This is a genomic window from Corynebacterium sp. CCUG 65737 (assembly GCF_024454115.1).
In the GTDB taxonomy this organism is placed as follows: Bacteria; Actinomycetota; Actinomycetes; order Mycobacteriales; family Mycobacteriaceae; genus Corynebacterium; species Corynebacterium genitalium.
This window is the reverse complement of record NZ_JAGPZB010000004.1, coordinates 156,873-174,035: the sequence shown is the minus strand read 5'-3', so window position 1 is coordinate 174,035 and position 17,163 is coordinate 156,873. Positions and strand designations below refer to the sequence as shown.

Annotated in this window: 15 protein-coding genes and 1 pseudogene; 4 read left to right on the top strand and 12 right to left on the bottom strand. The window is 62.6% G+C overall.

Annotated features, from left to right (window positions below):
- Positions 1-21: 21 nt before the first annotated feature.
- Positions 22-1,479 carry an NADP-dependent phosphogluconate dehydrogenase gene (gene gndA, locus KBX17_RS05115; protein WP_256018761.1) on the bottom strand — a complete coding sequence of 486 codons (1,458 nt, stop codon included), beginning with the start codon at positions 1,477-1,479 and terminating at the stop codon, positions 22-24.
- A gap of 121 nt (positions 1,480-1,600) precedes the next feature.
- Between gndA and KBX17_RS05110 the strand changes: the two genes are divergently transcribed.
- Complete coding sequence (locus KBX17_RS05110; protein WP_256018759.1) at positions 1,601-2,038, top strand: PaaI family thioesterase; 438 nt, start codon at positions 1,601-1,603, stop codon at positions 2,036-2,038.
- Between the two features lie 8 nt (positions 2,039-2,046).
- Here KBX17_RS05110 and KBX17_RS05105 read toward each other — a convergent pair whose 3' ends face one another.
- On the bottom strand, positions 2,047-3,120 hold the full coding sequence (locus KBX17_RS05105; RefSeq protein WP_005290189.1) for a magnesium and cobalt transport protein CorA: 1,074 nt from the start codon (positions 3,118-3,120) through the stop codon (positions 2,047-2,049).
- A gap of 109 nt (positions 3,121-3,229) precedes the next feature.
- The gene (locus KBX17_RS05100) at positions 3,230-4,630 is read right to left on the bottom strand and encodes an NAD(P)/FAD-dependent oxidoreductase (protein WP_256018758.1); all 1,401 of its coding nucleotides are present in this window, start codon (positions 4,628-4,630) and stop codon (positions 3,230-3,232) included.
- Positions 4,631-4,757: 127 nt separating this feature from the next.
- Here KBX17_RS05100 and KBX17_RS05095 point away from each other — a divergent pair, with 127 nt between their 5' ends.
- Positions 4,758-6,086, top strand: coding sequence for a class I SAM-dependent methyltransferase (locus KBX17_RS05095; RefSeq protein WP_040423714.1), 1,329 nt, complete (start codon positions 4,758-4,760; stop codon positions 6,084-6,086).
- 79 nt (positions 6,087-6,165) lie between these two features.
- Here the strand turns inward: KBX17_RS05095 and KBX17_RS05090 are convergent, their stop codons facing one another.
- The gene (locus KBX17_RS05090; protein ID WP_255997686.1) at positions 6,166-6,861 is read right to left on the bottom strand and encodes a YceI family protein; all 696 of its coding nucleotides are present in this window, start codon (positions 6,859-6,861) and stop codon (positions 6,166-6,168) included.
- A 39-nt stretch (positions 6,862-6,900) separates the two neighbouring features.
- The gene (locus tag KBX17_RS05085; RefSeq protein ID WP_005290182.1) at positions 6,901-7,239 is read right to left on the bottom strand and encodes a hypothetical protein; all 339 of its coding nucleotides are present in this window, start codon (positions 7,237-7,239) and stop codon (positions 6,901-6,903) included.
- A 148-nt stretch (positions 7,240-7,387) separates the two neighbouring features.
- Between KBX17_RS05085 and KBX17_RS05080 the strand changes: the two genes are divergently transcribed.
- Positions 7,388-7,771: an RNA polymerase-binding protein RbpA gene (locus KBX17_RS05080; protein WP_083770293.1), complete on the top strand. Its 384-nt coding sequence runs from the start codon at positions 7,388-7,390 to the stop codon at positions 7,769-7,771.
- Here the strand turns inward: KBX17_RS05080 and KBX17_RS05075 are convergent.
- From KBX17_RS05075 to KBX17_RS05050, 6 genes and pseudogenes are all read right to left on the bottom strand, one after another.
- Positions 7,768-8,775 carry a polyprenol monophosphomannose synthase gene (locus KBX17_RS05075; protein WP_256018756.1) on the bottom strand — a complete coding sequence of 336 codons (1,008 nt, stop codon included), beginning with the start codon at positions 8,773-8,775 and terminating at the stop codon, positions 7,768-7,770. The two genes, KBX17_RS05080 and KBX17_RS05075, sit on opposite strands and share 4 nt — an antisense overlap.
- 49 nt (positions 8,776-8,824) lie before the next feature.
- Positions 8,825-10,426, bottom strand: coding sequence for an apolipoprotein N-acyltransferase (lnt, locus tag KBX17_RS05070; protein ID WP_256018754.1), 1,602 nt, complete (start codon positions 10,424-10,426; stop codon positions 8,825-8,827).
- Positions 10,386-10,901 (bottom strand): FxsA family protein, encoded by a 516-nt coding sequence (locus KBX17_RS05065; protein ID WP_255994910.1) that lies wholly within the window; start codon positions 10,899-10,901, stop codon positions 10,386-10,388. The genes lnt and KBX17_RS05065 overlap by 41 nt, the downstream gene beginning before the upstream one ends.
- A gap of 9 nt (positions 10,902-10,910) precedes the next feature.
- Positions 10,911-12,227, bottom strand: coding sequence for a lipase family protein (locus KBX17_RS05060; protein WP_255994911.1), 1,317 nt, complete (start codon positions 12,225-12,227; stop codon positions 10,911-10,913).
- A gap of 34 nt (positions 12,228-12,261) precedes the next feature.
- A pseudogene (locus tag KBX17_RS05055) lies at positions 12,262-12,675 on the bottom strand (SDR family NAD(P)-dependent oxidoreductase); the annotation flags it as partial.
- A 21-nt stretch (positions 12,676-12,696) separates the two neighbouring features.
- On the bottom strand, positions 12,697-13,824 hold the full coding sequence (locus KBX17_RS05050; RefSeq protein ID WP_256018753.1) for a Xaa-Pro peptidase family protein: 1,128 nt from the start codon (positions 13,822-13,824) through the stop codon (positions 12,697-12,699).
- A 24-nt stretch (positions 13,825-13,848) separates the two neighbouring features.
- Between KBX17_RS05050 and KBX17_RS05045 the strand changes: the two genes are divergently transcribed.
- Complete coding sequence (locus KBX17_RS05045) at positions 13,849-14,403, top strand: serine protease (RefSeq protein ID WP_255994914.1); 555 nt, start codon at positions 13,849-13,851, stop codon at positions 14,401-14,403.
- Here KBX17_RS05045 and KBX17_RS05040 read toward each other — a convergent pair.
- Positions 14,400-17,156, bottom strand: coding sequence for an RNA helicase (locus KBX17_RS05040; RefSeq protein WP_256018752.1), 2,757 nt, complete (start codon positions 17,154-17,156; stop codon positions 14,400-14,402). The genes KBX17_RS05045 and KBX17_RS05040 overlap by 4 nt on opposite strands.
- Positions 17,157-17,163: the final 7 nt, after the last annotated feature.

Sequence of the window (17,163 nt, the reverse complement as noted above, 5' to 3'; positions counted from 1 at the left end):
GAAGTGTACAGCCCTACCGGGCTAGTACGTGATTTCCTCACGCTCACCGGACCACGTGGTGTGGTAGGTGCCTTCCATGTCCACGCGCTTGTAGGTGTGGGCGCCGAAGAAATCGCGCTGGCCCTGGATGAGAGCAGCCGGTAGGCGCTCCGCGCGCAGCGAGTCGTAGTAGGACAGGCTTGAGGCGAACACCGGGATCGGCAGACCCAGCTGGGTGGCAATGATGACCACACGTCGCCAGGAATCGACAAGGCCCTTCTCCAGCTCAGACTTGAAGTAGGGGTCGAGCAATAACGACGGCAGCTGCGGGTCGTTGTTGTACGCCTCGGTGATGCGGTTGAGGAACTTCGCGCGGATAATGCAGCCACCGCGCCAGATCGTCGCGAGGTCTTGCGGCTTAATGCCCCAGCCGTACTCCTGGGAGCCAGCGTTGATCTCGTCGAAGCCCTGCGCGTAGGCCACAAGCTTGGAGGCGTACAGGGCGCGGCGGACATCTTCAACGAACTGCTGCTTATCGACGCCGAGCGTCTCCAGCGACGTGACCTCACCCGACGGCAAACCCGTGTCCTGGACGGCCTGGCGCTGCGCCAGCGCCGAGGACAGGGCGCGGGCGAAGACGGCCTCCCCAATGCCCGTTGTGGGCACGCCAAGGTCGAGTGCTTCCTTCACAGTCCAGCGGCCGGTGCCTTTCTGGCCAGCGGCGTCGACAATGACGTCCACCAGCGGCTTGCCCGTCCTCGCGTCGACTTGGCGCAGCACTTCAGCGGAAATCTCGATCAGGTAGGAGTCCAGATCACCCTGGTTCCACTCGGCGAAGATGTCTGCCATCTCAGCCGGCTCGATGCCCGCCGCGTAACGCAGCAGGTGGTAAGCCTCGCCGATGACCTGCATGTCGGCATACTCGATGCCGTTGTGGACCATCTTCACAAAGTGACCAGCACCGTCAGGGCCGATGTGAGTCACGCACGGCACGCCATCGACTTCAGCAGCGATGGATTCCAGCAGAGGACCGAGGGTCTCCCACGACTCTTTCGGGCCACCCGGCATGATCGACGGCCCCTTCAGGGCGCCCTCCTCGCCACCGGAGATGCCCGCGCCGACGAAGTGGCGGCCCTTCGCTGCGACCTCTTTCTCGCGGCGGATGGTGTCGGTGAACAGAGCGTTTCCGCCGTCGATAATGATGTCGCCATCGTCCATGGCCTCAACGAGCTGATCGATCACTGCATCGGTGCCGGCACCGGCCTGCACCATGATGACTGCCTTGCGCGGGCGTTCCAGAGACGCAACGAAGCTCTCAATGGACTCCGAGGGGATGAAGTTGCCTTCGTGGCCGTGCTGCTCCATGACGGCGCGGGTCTTCTCGGGGGAGCGGTTGTAGATGGCCACCGTGTGGCCGCGGGAGGCGAAGTTGCGGGCCAAGTTGGAGCCCATCACAGCCATGCCCACGACGCCGATCTGCGCAAGATTCTCGTTAGTCATGCCCAAAGCATACGCAGGCCAGTCGGTCCTACGCAGGCGATGGGTCATATAAGAACCCTTTAAATACAAACAGATCTATAACCGCGCACGCGATCTAGTTTCGTTGGTAAAATCTCTGCCCATGGAGATGGATTTCAGCAAACTCATGGAACTACGCGACCGTCAGCTCACCGACGACGAACTGGCATACCTGAACGCTCACCACGTCGAATTCGACAGCTTCATCGGGCTGCACTTCACCGCTTTCGGCCCGGAGAAGATCACCGCGACGGTGGAAGCGGATCCGCGCCACCACCAGCCCGCCGGCCAGGTCAACGGCGGGGTGTTCTGCGCCATCGGAGAGAGCATGGGCTCTTACGCTGGGTACGCCGCCGCGGGCGCGCCCGTTGTGGGCATGAACAACAACACGGATCTGATCCGCAGCGTCACCTCCGGCACGATCGAGGCTGAAGCATCGCCCGTCCACCTGGGCCGGCGCACCCAGATCTGGCGCATCGAGATGAAGCAGGAGGGCAAGATCGTCGCGATCACCACCCTGCGCACCATGGTGATGGCCTAACAGCTGGGTTAGAGCCAGTTGTTCCGGCGGAACCACCAGTACATGGCCACGATGGAGCCGAACATCACCACTAAGACAACCGGATACGCATAGCGCCACGACAGCTCTGGCATGTACTCGAAGTTCATGCCGTAGATTCCGGCGATCATCGTCGGAAGGGCCGCCATTCCCACCACGGCTGAGATCGTGCGCATGTCGGAGTTCTGCTGCATGCTCACCTTGGCCACGGACGCGTCGAGAAGCGAGGAAAGCCGCTCATCGAATCCGTTGACGTTGTCGGTGACAATCATCGCGTTGTCCTGCACGTCACGCAGGTAAGAGCGGATCTGCTTGCTCAACAGGTCCTTGTGCAGGTTCAGTCCTGTCTTCAACGCGGGACCCAGCGGGTCAATCGCGTGGCGCATCTCCAAGATCTCACGCTTGTAGGAGTAGATCTTGTCGATGTTGATCTGCCGGCGCGGAGTGAAGACTTCGTTCTCCAGCTCATCGACGTCTTCGCGGAGGAAGGTCGTGATCATGGCGTAGTTCTCTACGACGTGGTCTGCGACCTTCCAGGCGACGGCAGCGGGTCCCAGCGCGGAAATCTCCGGGTCTTCGACAAGCTCCTGAGTGAGGTTCGGAAGCTCCGCGTTGTGGCGGATTGTGATCACGAAGTTCTCGCCGATGAGCATCTGCACTTCACCGGTCGAGATGATCTCGCGCAGGTCAGTGACCTCTTCGTCGTCGCGGTACTCAATCGTGCGGATGACCAGAAACAGCTGATTGTTGTAGCGTTCCACCTTCGGGCGTTGGTGGGCGCTCACGGCATCTTCCACAATGAGATCGTGAATGCCGAACTCTTCGGCGACCTTCTCCATCTGCTCCACGTTGGGCTCGCGGAGGGACAACCACACGTAGCCGCTCTCAGCTTCATTCACTTTCTTGAGAGCGGTGGAGTAGTGGCAGCTGCCAGGTTCAAGTTGACCATCCACAATCACGCGGCAGAAGTCGATCGAACGTTCCACCGGGACAGGGATAGGTTTCTGGGTCGCCTTTTCTGTCTGCTTCGACTTTCCCAGGGAAAGCGGGTTCTTCGGTACCAAGGCAACCCCCTTTGGGCAGATCTATGAACTGGATGAACGGACAGAATCATACGCCCGCCACCGGGTTCGGGGGAACCTGGGGCGGGCGTAGGGGAGAAGAAGGGCGAACTTAGTTCTCGCCGTTGGTGTCACGCACCTCGACGAGGTGCTCAGCCTCCTCCGCGGCGTACTTCTCCAGGTTCAGCAGGGCGGTGCGGCCGTGCATTTGCTGCTGGGTCGCGGCGAGGTTGTAGCGCTTGGGGGACAGGGCGTTGAGCGTCCAGGTGAACATGGACACGATGCGGTTGCGCTTGGACACGAGGAAGGACACGTGGACCAGCAGCCACATGATCCAGCCCAGGAAGCCGGCGATCTCGACCTTGCCCATCTTCACCACGGCGTGGAAGCGCGAAACGATGGCCATGGAGCCCTTGTCGAAGTACTCGAACGGCTCGCGCTGGTCCGGCTCCTGGTCCTTCTCAACGCCCGCCTTGATCGCCTTAGCCGCGTACTCACCGGTCTGGATCGCCACCTGGGCGAGACCCGGCAGCTTGTCCAGATTCATCATGTCGCCGACGACGAAGACATTGCGGTGATCGCCGACGGAAAGGTCCTTGTTCACGGCCACCTTGCCTGCGCGGTCAACCTCCACACCAGCCTGTTCGGCGACCATCTTGCCCAGCGGGGAAGCGGCCACACCCGCTGACCAGATCTTGGTGTAGGACTCGATCGTCGTCTCTTCCTCGGTGTTCATGTCCTTGTAGGTCACCGAGGTCTCGTCGATGTTGGTCACCATCGAGTTGAGGTGGACCGTCACGCCGATGCGTTCGAGCTCGCGCTGCGCCTTGCGGCCGAGGCGCTTGCCGAAGGGCGGGAGGACCTGGGGTGCGCCGTCGAGAAGAATGATCTTGGCGGAGGAGGGGCGGAAGTGCGAGTACTCGTTGCGGAAGCTGCGGTGCGCCATCTCGGCGATCTGGCCGGCGAGCTCGACACCGGTCGGGCCCGCACCGACGATGACGAAGGTGAGCAGGCGCTCGCGCTCGGCCGGGTCCTCGGTGACTTCGGCGCGCTCGAACGCGGTGACGAGGCGGGAGCGGATCTCCAGCGCGTGGTCGAGCGTCTTGAGTCCGGGGGCGAACTCGGCGAAGTGGTCGTTGCCAAAGTAGGACTGGCCGGCACCGGCGGCGACGATGAGAGAGTCGTATTCGTAGGTGTAGGTGTACGGACCCTCTTTGCAGGTGACCGTCTTAGCGTCGAGGTCGATGTCGGTGACATCGCCGCGCATGATGTCGGTGTTCTTCTGCTTGCCCAGGATCTGGCGGGTGGAGGTAGCAATCTCGCCCGAGCCGAGAATGCCCGTGGCCACCTGGTAGAGCAGCGGCGGGAAGAGGTGGAAGTTGGTGCGGCTAATCAGCGTGACGTCAACGTCAGCGCCGTCGAGTTCGCGTGCGGCAAAAAGGCCACCGAAGCCGGAACCAATGATCACGACATGGTGGCGGTTACCTGCGGGGCGGTACGGTTTGTCGGACATGTATGAACTCCTTTTAGCCTTCTAGAACAACGTTGTGCGGATCCGCCATGAAATCATACGCGGGTTTGCAGCAAGTGCGCGCCGTGGCACCGCTACACCGCTGCCACGGCGGTCTATTCTAAACGGCGTGCCCGACAATGCTTCCTATCGTCCCCAGTTAGACCACTTGGCAACTGTGGATCCCGCGCAATGGCCGAGCATCGCGCACGTCCCGTCTGGGCGTGCGATGGGACTTCGGTCGCGGCGGGCGGAGGCGAAGTTCGCGAAAGCGTGCATGCAGGCCGGCCTCGATCTTGATCCGAACGGTCAGCCAGACCTTGTTGTCGATCACGAGGCCATGTTTGCCCGCATCGCCGCTCACGGTTGGATTGGGCTGGCGGAGGCCTACATGGCAGGAGAGTGGCGCACGCAGACCCCGGTAGCGCTCGTCAAGGTGCTCTCCGGCCTGATTGAATCGGGGTACAACCCCCGAACCTCGAGCGCGAAAGCGGATACACGTTTTATCGGTGGGGATGTGCCACCAGAGCTCGTCGCCCGTTACGCCGGGGACGGAATGAGCTCTTTCGCCGGCCATTTCTCAACAGGGGTGCCCACGACGGAGCGCCGCAGCGTCAAGTCGTTCTCGCCGAGCGCGGGCAAGCGCGGGGAGCCGGCCAACTATTTCGTCTCTGTGACGAATTTCAGCGAACCGTTGAGCACGGAAAAGCTGGATCTTGCCGACGCACAGCGCAGAAGCGTCGGCATGCTTCTCGACGCCGCCGGTGTCCACGCCGGCTCCCACATAGCGGAACTTCCCAGTTCCGGCGGGGCAGTGGCTATAGCGGCGGCCGGAAGGCAAGCTACAGTGGATTCGCTCGTAACAGATCCCGGTACCGTACCGGGGCTGCGCGAGCGCCTGACTCTGGCGGGAGTCGACGACAGCGTGCATATCAACGTCGTACAGAGCGTCCAGCAAGCACTCGCACGACGAGAGGGGCGTTATGACGCAGTTGTTTCCGTCGAGACTCTCGAAACCCTCCCGATGCGTCTGCGCCCCACATACACCGCAGTCATGGACGAGTTGCTCACACGGGGAGGCCGTGCCGTCATCCAAACTGTCGTGGCGACAGAGAAGCTCACCCCGGTCGCTGCGTCATCTCTGGAATCGCTCCGCGCCTATGTCTGGCCCGCGTTGGAGTACGGCACGAAGGAGTCGCTGCGCAGGCTCGTCGATAAGCACAGCGGCTTGCGCGTCATCGGTGAGACGCACGCGCCGGAGCACCTCGCATTGTCCTTGGGACACCAACGCACGACATTTCAAGGGCAGCTACGCGAGGCGGCGGCCGACGGATTCGATGCGGTGTACCGGCGCCTGTGGACGTGGCAGCTTGCCCTCCGTGAAGCGCTTGCGCGATTGGGGATGCTCGATGCGGTTCAGTACACGCTTGCGCACAAGCATCGCCGGGGAGTGCGGTAGGGGCAACGTCGAAAAGCGAGCGGAGCTAGGCGCGCGTCCTACTTGACATAATGTACATTATCGGACAAAAGGGGATGTTTTACTGCTTATCCATCTTGAGGCGGATATTGATCTCGCCTTCTTCCGCAATCTTCGCAGCCACGAACTCCGGCGTTTCCACGCCATAGTCGAGACGGTTGAACGGAATGTCGGCGTGCACGATCACGTTGTCTTCCGTGCGCAGCGCGTTGAACTCCTGCGTGATCGTGTTTGTCTCCCCGTGAATGGTCATGTCACCCGTGAGCGTGACGGTGCCGATACTGCCATCGTCCGGAAGCTGCGAAACATCAACGGGCTCCGTCAGGACAAATGTCGCTTCCGGGTACTCCTCCGTGTGGAGGATGCTCCTCCGCACATTAACGTCACGGACCTCGCGATCCGTGACGATATTAGTCATATCCACAGTCACCTCACCGGCGGTCAGCGTGCCGGCCTCGATGGTCATTTCACCCGTGACAGCTGGCGTAGAGCCGGATGTGACGCGCTCATCGCCCGGTAACAGCTCACTAAATGTGAACCCAGCGGACGTCGCATTCTTTCCCATCTGGTTGCTGACCACCCAGTGCCCGTCCACATCGGTTGTCGCGGCTTTGGCACCACTGTCGTCAATGGGCTCGGTCTTGATGCCAGGCGAGTTGAACAGCGCAAAGACGAGCGGAACGATCGCTACCAGAGTGAGAGGAATGATCACCGCCAGACCACCAAAGAACACGATCTTCTGGGTGCGTGTCTGCATGACTTCCCCTCTTTCTGCTTGCAAAACTTCTCAAAACTTCTAGTGAAGCTTTTCGATTCTCTTAGCCATGGTAACCAGCTCATCGCACAAGGACTCAATCTCGTTGATGTCTGCACCCTCAGAGACAGCCGTGGCGATGTCCTCTGCCGCGCAGCGCAGCGCGAATAACCGATCGCGCAGAGTGTCGTCGTTGTGCGGACGCGCGCGGCCCGAACGCCCAAGGTTGCCTGGGACATTGTGCCGCCGCTCGTAGGCGCGCTGCTTGCACGAATCGCTGCAGTACTTGCGGCGGCGGCCGCGCCCCTGCAGTTGTTCAACGGGAGCACCGCACCACAGGCAGGCGCCCGGTTCGTCCTTAGTGTGAAGTGGCTGGTTCATGATCGGATCACTTGTGATCGTAACTGCTGGAACAAACGGTGTGGGTGAGCCGTTGCTATGGGTGGCCGTTATACTTTGAAGATTGCATGGGGCTGCACGACCGCCCCGCAAGCTTCTACAGACCAATAGATGAAGGGACAGATGCAGCATGGCTGATCGGGTACTGCGTGGTAGCCGGATGGGTGCAGTGAGCTACGAGACGGATCGTGACCACGATCTCGCCCCCCGCAGGATGGCGAAGTACCGCACCCCTTCCGGTGAAGTCTTCGAGATCCCGTTCGCAGACGACGCCGAGATCCCCGAGGAGTGGCCGTGCAAAAACGGCCAGACCGGCACCCTCATTGAGGGCGAAGGTGTAGAGTCCAAACCGGTCAAGCCACCGCGCACCCACTGGGACATGCTGCTGGAGCGCCGCACCATCGATGAGCTCGATGAGCTGCTTGAAGAACGCCTAGAGCAGCTGCGCAAGCGCCGCCGCAACGCGGCACGCATTGCTAAGGAGCAGAAAGAAGCTCAAGAGAACCAGGCTTAGTGGCGGTTATTCACCAGCCGCTGCACCTCATACTTCGCCAGACGCGCCCCCTCTTCCACGAAGCCGACAAGACTGCGGCCCAAGGAAGCCAGGGGGCGCGTGTCTACTTCGTCAGAGTTCCGCTTGAGCTCGTATGCCAGCAGCTTCGAGCCTTCTTCGACCATGTCGCCGGCGACAGAAAACGCACCGGTGATCTTGCCCGGGATCCGCTGCACTCCCAGTTGTTCAAGCTCGTATTTACCCAGGCGTTTCAGCTCATAAGCCATCTCCTTCGCCTGACTTGAGCGGCGCGTCCAACCCCACTTGGTCACTTCGGTCAGGGAGTCTTTGGCAAAGCTGGCGTCCAGCTTGGATTCGCCGAGCTCGCGGTCGACGAAGGTGATGGGCACCTCGCGCACATCGAAGCCTTCCTGGACGACGACATCGGCGATCTGCACCTGGAAGATATAGCCCTTGCGGGACAGGTCATCGAAGTCAATGGCTTCGAGCACCTCGCGACGGAACGCGCGGTAGCCAGCAGTCATGTCCGCAATCTCGTCGCCGAGAGCGATGGAAATATAAAGATTGCCCAGCTTCGACAGGTAGAAACGCTCCTTCGGCCAGTTCACCGCTTCCCCACCAGGGACGTAGCGCGAACCAATGACCAGATCTGCACCCTTATCCACCGCATCCAGCAGATCCTGCAGCTGCTCCGGCGCGTGGGAACCATCCGCGTCCATCTGGCAGATGACTTTGTACTCGCGCTCAAGCGCCCACTCGAAGCCTTCACGGTATGCACCCAGCAGGCCCGACTTTTCCTCGCGGTGGACAACGTGAACGTGCTCGTCCGCAGCAGCGAGGGAGTCCGCCTTGTCACCGGTTCCGTCCGGGGAGTTGTCGTCGACAACGAGGATGTCCACCTCCGGCGTGGCGGCACGGACACGCGCCACGATGCGCGGAAGGTTCTCCAGCTCGTTGTACGTCGGGATGATCACCAACGTGGAGTCACTGGGTTTGTCAGCCACAGGCACGGTTTCTCCTTATTACCAGGGATGTCGTTTCTCTCGTGTTTCTCTAGGCAGTGTACCCGCGTCGCGCGCCGATCATGGATGCGGCCATCACCGCGACTCCCCCTGCAACGAGCAGCCACTGCACCCACTGCCCATAGCGCACGGCAAATGTCACGGAATCACGCAGCGGAAGCTTTTCGACGAGATACCCCGGCTGGAAGATCTCCGTATGTTGCGACACCGAACCATCCGGGTGGACAATCGCAGAGGCGCCGGACGTGGCAGAGACGACGACGGCTCGGTCAGTCTCCATCGCGCGGATGCGGCTCATGGCTAGCTGCTGGTAAGTCATGTCCGTGAACCCGAACGTAGCGTTGTTCGTCGGGGTAGTCAGGATCTGTGCACCAGCCTTCACCGCGTCGCGGTAGGCCATGTCGAATGCGACCTCGTAGCAGGTGGCCACGCCGACAACGTGGTCGCCCATCCGCACGGTGCCGTTGCCGTCACCGGGCTTGAAGTTGCCGGCCATGTCGACATACTCGGAGAAGTTCCGGAAAAAATCTCGGTAGGGCATCCATTCGCCGAACGGCTGCAGATACTTCTTGTGGTGGTAGTCCCCCGGCCCGTTGTCTGGGTCGAAGATGACGGCAGTGTTGCGATCGCCGACCTCGTCCTTTGTCAAGGTGCCCACCAGGGTGGGCGCATCCGCCTCTGCCACGGCGCCGGAGATGAGCTCGAACGCGTCTTCGTCCGCGAAGGGGTTCACATCAGAGGCGTTCTCGGGCCAGAAGACCATGTCGACGCTCTCCCCTTTCCCGTGCACGTCGGTGGCCATCTCTTTGGTCACGTTCACGTGGTTGGCCAACACCGCGCGGCGCTGCGCGTTGAAGTCCAGGCCCATGCGGGGAACATTGCCCTGAATTGCGGCGACAGTGACCTCCCCTGTTGTCGGGGCGTCGCGGTTGACGGTCAGGCCCGCGATCATGCTCGTGGAGATCATCAACCCCGCCACAACCATCGACCAGGCGACCACACTCCCCTTCGGCGACCACTCGACGCGAGAGAGAAGCCCATGCACGCAAGCGGCTATAGACGCACTGAGCAGCACAGTCGCGAACGTGATCAGTGCGGGGCCACCCCACGGCGCCACGTTGGCCAGCGGGCCATTGATTTGCCCCCAGGCCAGACGGACCCAGGAGAATCCGCCGAAGGGGAACGAGGACAGCGCGTACTCGACGGCGACGTAGACCAGAGGGAACGCGAGAAAACCGAAACGCCACCGGGCAACAAGAGCGCCGAACGCGCCTGTGATGAGCGAGTAGAGAGCGCACGCCAAAGACAGCGCGATCCACGGCAATGCGCCCACAAACTCACCCACCCACGGCAACAACGGCAGGTAGAGGCAGACTGCGTGAACGTACCCGAGCAACGCGCCACGGCCGGCGGTCGGCGCAGCGGCTTTATCGGTGGCGGTAACGAACGGCCACGGCATCAGAGCAAAGTAAAACAGCGCCACGCCGAAAATCGCCGCCCAGAAGTGCCCGTGCGGTTCGTGGGAGAAGTACACCAGCACTCCCCCTGCGCCTGCCAGCAGCAGGCGGCCGCCAGTGACCACCGCATTCGAGTTAGCGCTCACTCGGACCTCCGAAGTCTTCCGGTCGAGCATCACGCGACCACTTTTCGATCTCCTCAGAATCAATCACTTCTTCCGAAGCCGAGCCGTCACCGAACGTGCCGTAGGAGGTTGCGTGCCGCTGCATATTGGACACGTCGTATACCTGGGCACCAAACGTCTCTACACGCATGCGCAGGGACGCCGCCATGGACTGACGGATGAGGTCACGGGTAGGGCGGAACAGCAGCAGGACACCGACCGCTGAGGTGATGTACCCCGGAAGGACGGTCAACGCTCCCCCAGCCATGGCAAGGGCGGTGCCTCCCGCAAACTGGCCAATGCTGGCGCGCCCGTGGGAGGCGCGGGCGACCTCAGCGCGCATGGCTCCGGAAGCACCCACGGCACCGACAATCATGAGAATGAAGATGCCGGCTAAGGCCCATCCGACTCCGATGAGCTGGCTCACACCCCAGAACGCGAGCGCCTCGAGGATCAGGTAGATCAGGAAATAAGCGGCATAGGGCATGCGGCCAGACTACCTGCCTGAGGCCCCAGAACTCTCAATCTGCCGGATCAACCATGTTGCATCGTCGTGCATCCAGATGAAGAACGGCACGAGGTGCTTGGCTACGTCGAAACGCAGCAGCGGGAACAGGCGCCGCGTGGTCAGCTCGATGCCCCAATCGCGTGCCAGTTTCTCGGTTGAGTGGTACGGAATGATGTCGTCGTGAACGCTTGCCCACAGGCGCGTCGGAACCTGCGGAGAGGGGTGGCCAAGGAGTTTGTCGCCGATGAGCGAGTTGGTGATCGGCAGCTCCTTGATCACGTCGACGAGCTTGCGGCCATCGGTGGTCCACGTCGTGGTGTCTTGGCGGGCGCTATGGGGCATCGCGCCGAGCACGCACCGGGTACGTGCCAGCCCCAGCAGTTCGCCAGCGCTCTCCGTGAGGTGTGGAAGAAGCTCCCCTGCAATCTCGGGGTACGAGGCCATCATTCCGTCGAGCGCGTACGGCAGCACGAACGTCGCGGTTGCGCCGTCGACGTGGTTGAGAATGTCCTCGAGGTCTGACGGCGGCGCGCCGCACACCGCCGCGACAACCGGAATGTCGGGGGCGTACTCGGGCTCCTCGAGCGCTGCAGCGACGCACCCGCCACCCTGGGAGAACCCGGACAGGCCTACGCGGTCGCTGGTGACGTCGAGGTGCTTGGCGGCACGGAGGGCGTCGTAAAGCGAATGCGCCCCTGCTACGTGGTCGCAGTAGAGCTGCTTGCCTGTTTCCGGATCCCGCGGGTAGTCGGTGACCACCACATGGCAGCCGGCGGCGACGTACATGTTCACTGCGGGCTGCTCGTACGCGGAAACGATGTCGAAGGGCCACCGCGCGTCGAGGAACATGCTGAAGGAGTACGACGGATCACAGTGGCGCGCCGTGCCCTGCGTTCCGGGCGCGAACCCGATAACGGGACGCGGGCCTGTTCCCTCCCACGGATTCTCCGAGCGGATCACGGCGGCCGTGGCGGACAGTGGGCGCCCGTGCGCGTCCGTCGTCGCGTACTCGATCCGCCACATCGTGCCCTTGTTCATAGACGAGTTCAGCCCGAGTGCGCGAACCTTCTGAGTCCGCAACAACTCTCCACCGGTGGCACCGGACAACCACTGCGGCGGCTCGAACTCGGGATCGGTGACGGGGCGGTTGATGATGTCTTTTGCTAGATCCACAAACAGCGGCAGCCATGCCCGCGTGACCAGTCCTCGGGTGCCTGATTCCCGAGAGTTCTTCCACAGATGACCAGCGGCAGCAGCGGCCCCGAGACCGGCTACCACACCGACAATGTTGCTCGTCTTGCCCACGTTTCCTCCCTTGTCGCACCAGTTTTTCCGAATTCTACCGTGGCATATGCCTCCAGATCGGGCGCGGAACAAAGCGCATGATCCAGGCCAACACCTGCAGCTGACGAGGAATCCAGACAGTGCGGCTGCCCTTCTTTTGCGCTGCGGCAATGACCGCCTCGGCGACATCCTCCGGTTTCACAGACAGTGGTGCAGGCTTCATGCCCTCGGTCATGGAACCGATGACAAAGCCCGGGCGTGCCGTGATCAGCTTCAGCGGCCCACCGTGCAGTTTGTCCGCTAAGCCCTGGCAGAACGCGTCGAGCCCGGCCTTGGTTGACCCATACACGTAGTTCGCGCGCCGCGGCCGCCATCCTGCAATCGACGAGAACGCGAAGATTTCCCCGCGGTGCATGGCATCTGCCAGCACAGTGAGCATGTTCACCTGCGCGGTGTAGTCGATCATGGCCGGCGCCCGGTGTGGCCTGTGTCATGACTGCAAACCATAGCGGACTTGGCGGGCAGCGTTGTTGAGGCGGCGTGCGCCAGCGGGTTCGAGCACGACAATGTCTTCGATCCTCATCCCCCACTGCCCGGGCAGGTAGATCCCCGGCTCGATCGAGAACACCATGCCTTCTTCGAGAACCGTGTCGCTGCCCTCGACGATGAACGGTGCCTCGTGCAGGGCCAATCCAATCCCGTGACCGAGCCGGTGGGAGAAGTTCACTCCGTACCCAGCGTGGTTGATGATGGAGCGTGCCACGGCATCGAGCTCCCCCGCCGTCATACCGGGTCGTGCAGTATGAACGGCTGTGTCCTGCGCGGTGCGGAGCACGTCATAGGCACGCTGGAACGAGGGGTCTTGAACGGTTCCCGCCACGTAGGTGCGGGTGCAGTCGGAGTGGTAGCCGGCGCCGACGGAGCCGCCGATATCCACCACGACTGGGTCGCCGTCCTCCAGTACGCGGTCTGAGTGGTCGCGGTGAGGGTTGGCGCCATTCGGGCCCGAGCCGACAATGACGAAGTCCACCGATGCGTGTTCACGCTTGATCAATTCGGCGAGGTCCGCTGCTACCTCGTTCTCGGTGCGGCTGGGACGGAGCAGGTCCGGGACCTGCTCGTGAACGCGGTCAATGGCGGCAGCTGCGAACTCCAGCTGCGCGATCTCATCGGTGTCTTTCACCATGAACAGGTCCGGCACCGCATCGTCGATAAGCACGGTGTCTTCGACGACCTCCATGAGGCGAAGCACGTGGTCGGCAGTCAACGATTTGCCCAGCGCCACCGTGCCGCCACCGAGGTGCGCCGCAACGATACGGTAGGGATCGTTTCCGTCACGCCACGTGTGCAGGGTGATGCCCAGCTGCTCCACGAAGGCCAGGTCGGCAGCATCGGTGGCCGGGGCGATGAGCGTGGGGTCGCCCAGCGGCGAGATGACAAGCGCGGTGAGACGCTCATGCGACTGTGTCCACGCGCCGGTCAGGAACGCGAGTTCCGGGCCAGTTCCCACCACTGCCCCACCGAGTCCCCGCTGCGTGCACAGGGTTTCGGCCCGCTTAATGCGGTGCGCGTAGACGGCCGGTGGGAAATGCGTGGGAATAGCATTCATGCCCGCCATTGTAGGTGGATAGGATGGGCGGCAATGTTTCCTGCTTCGCTTGTCCGCATCTCATCTGGGGCTGCTTATTGCTCGGGCACGCTGCTCGATCCTGAGACGGTGCTGACGTGTGCGCACTTCTTCCGGGAGCATCCCACAGGAGCCACGGTGAAGGCCCACGGCGCTATCCGAACCATTAGGCAGGTCAGAGCCGTGCCGGGCACAGATATTGCCATCGTGACCGTTCGTCCTTTTCGGAAGTTGTCGGCTGAGACCTTCCCGCGGATCGTTGAGGGCGCTGCGCCACGGATCGGCACCCCAGCCGTCACGTTCGGGTTTGGCGGACGCGCGCGGAGGATGCAGGCGCGTCCAGGCCTGTGGTTGGGCACGATTCCTATGGCGATGTCGCGGTCTCGGGCCACGCGCGTGCGGCCGGCTGGGCTGGTCTTCAACACGAAGCCCGCAGTCAAGGGCGATTCCGGCGGCCCGGTCATGGTCGGCGGGAGGATCGTTGGAGTGCAGTCGCTGATCCTCGACCCGTTCGGGAAGAATCTCCGCGTGGCCACGGTGAACCTGCTCCCAGAAGGCACGGTGCGCTAGTTGCCGATCGCCACCACACCGCGCCGGATCGCGTCGACTGCCCTGCGGGCGCTGTGCTTAATGTCGTCGGAGTACCCGGTCTGCACAATTTGTTCCAGCAGGTCGATGACCTGGCGCGACCAGCGTACGAAGTCGCCCGGTGTCAGCTCCGCACCAGACTCGGCGGCCGCGGCAAGCGCGTAACCCAACGGTGCGCCGGCAGTCCACTGGTGCATCGACAAAGCAAAGCCAGGGTCCGGGATGCCCGTCGGCGGCAGGCGGTGGCGCTGCTCGTCGCTAGCGAGCTCGCCGTGAATGCGCATGGTGTCGTTCATCGCATCTGCCATCCGGTCTGTCGCGGCCTCCGGATACCCGCCGGTCGACTTGCGGTTCTCGAACACGCACATTGAAACAACGCCAGCCAACTCGGCAGGATCAAGGTCATCCCAGATCCCCCGCTTCAGACACTGGGCGACCAGCAGGTCGGAAGGATTATGGATGCGCGCGAGACGCTCGCCTTCGTCGGTGACAGTCGGTTCGCCGTCGACAAGCTCCACGTAGTCCATCTCCGTGAGCAGGCCGATGATGCGTTCAAACATGCGCCCCAACGTGTCCGTTTGCTTATCGACGCTTTTCTGCGCCCGCTCCAGCGACCTTTCCTCACGCACCAACTCATCTCCGAGCCGAGCGAGCTGCTCCCGCTGCGCAGCCGGCCAGGAATGCACCGGGTGGGACCGGATCGCATCGCGCAGTTCGAGCATGCGTTTCGACGGCCGGTTGCGCGCCTCCTGCTTCAACTTCTTCGGCGCGTTGAAGCGGCTGCGGGAGAGCTCGCTGACCACCTTCCGGGTGTGCTTGCGCGGTTTGTGCGCGATGTCTCGCGGCACCTTGATGCTGCCGACCACGACAGGGGCGTTGGCGAAGGCGGAGGCGTCGACGCGTCCCGACCAGCCGCGCTCGGTGGTGATCCACGGCCGCGGGTCATCCTTCTTCCCTGCGGGCGCAACGACAGCGGCGAGTTCCGGACGGCGTTTCGACGGCAAAGCGATGACATCACCGATCTGCAGCCGGCCTAACACGGCCTGAACTTCTTGACGGCGCTCAGTAATGGACTCCTTCTTGTTGCGCTTCTCTTCCTCTGTGAGGTCCCGGCGCAGGTTCATGTACTCCATGAGGTCGTCGCTGACGTCGGCGCCTGCGGCGTCGATAAGCTCAGCGCGCAGCGTGTCTACCTTGGCGCGCTGGCGCTCGATGGTGCGCACCTCGCCGACGACGGAGCGGTCGGTTTGGAACTGAGCGAAGGACTTCTCGATAAGCCGGATTGAATCTTCGAAGCCGTTCATCTGCAGCATGTTGATGGCCATGTTGTAGCCGGGTGTGAACAGCGAGATGAGCGGGTAGGTGCGGGTGGAGGCGAGACCGGCGACTTCCCGGGGATCCATCGCTGGCGCCCATTGCACGACGGCGTTACCGATCGTGTCGATCCCGCGGCGGCCTGCACGTCCCGTCAACTGGGTGTACTGCCCCGGGGTGAGATCCACGTGGGCATCGCCGTTGAACTTGACCAGTTTCTCTAAGACCACGGTGCGGGCCGGCATGTTGATGCCCAGCGCGAGCGTCTCCGTGGCAAAAACGACGCGGACGAGCCCTTCGACGAAGAGCTGCTCCACGATGTGCTTGAACGCTGGCAGCAGGCCCGCGTGGTGGGCAGCGAATCCGCGCGACCAGGCCGTGCGCAGTTGGCGATAGTTCAGTACCTCGAGGTCTTCTTCGGGAATGCCCTCCACACCTTCGTCGGCGATCTGCTTGATCCGCTCGGCTTCCTCCTGCGTGGTCAGTTCCTTGCGGGAGCGCAGGCATTGAAACAGCGCGCCGTCACACCCCGCGCGGGAGAAGATGAACACGATGGCGGGCAGCATGTCTCGCCCCCGCAGGGCCTCCACGACCTCGGGGCGGCCAACAGGTCGGATCCGGTCCTGGCCCCGCGGTGCGCCACTGCGGTTGCCGCCGGCACGCGAACGGAAGCCTTTGCCCTGGCGGAAGTCGTCGCGGCCTTCGTTGGCGGCCCCGGATTCGAGCCGCTCGATGGCGCGCTCCAGATCCTTGTTCACGTTGCCGGGCGCTTCGACCGTACCGGGCTCGAACAGCGGCATGATCTTGCCCTGCACCATCATGTACTGGTTAAGCGGGACTGGGCGTTTCTCCGAAACGATCACGGCCGTGTCGCCGCGGACCTCGTGTAGCCACTCGCCGAACTCTTCCGAGTTTGAGACCGTGGCAGACAGACCAATGATGCGAGCAGACTCGTCGAGGTTGAGGATGATCTCTTCCCACACCGCACCACGGTCGCGGTCAGCGAGGTAGTGGATCTCGTCCATGACCACGTGCGACAGGCGGTCGAGCGCGCTCGACCCGGCGTAGATCATGTTGCGCAAGACCTCGGTAGTCATGACGACGATCTCCGCGTTGCCGTTGATGCTCACATCACCCGTGAGCAGGCCGACGGCATCCTCCCCATGCTCATCGACAAGGTCGTGGTACTTCTGGTTGCTCAGAGCCTTGATCGGAGTGGTGTAAAAGCACTTCGTCCCGCGCGACAACGCCAGCGAGACCGCGAACTCCCCCACCACGGTCTTTCCGGAGCCCGTTGGGGCGCACACCAGCACCCCGCGATCCTCCTCCACCGCCTGGCACGCCTCCACCTGAAAGTCATCGAGGGGAAACGACTTAGTGGCGCGGAATTCATCCAGGTGCGTGTGGAGCGTCGAAGACATGGCTACC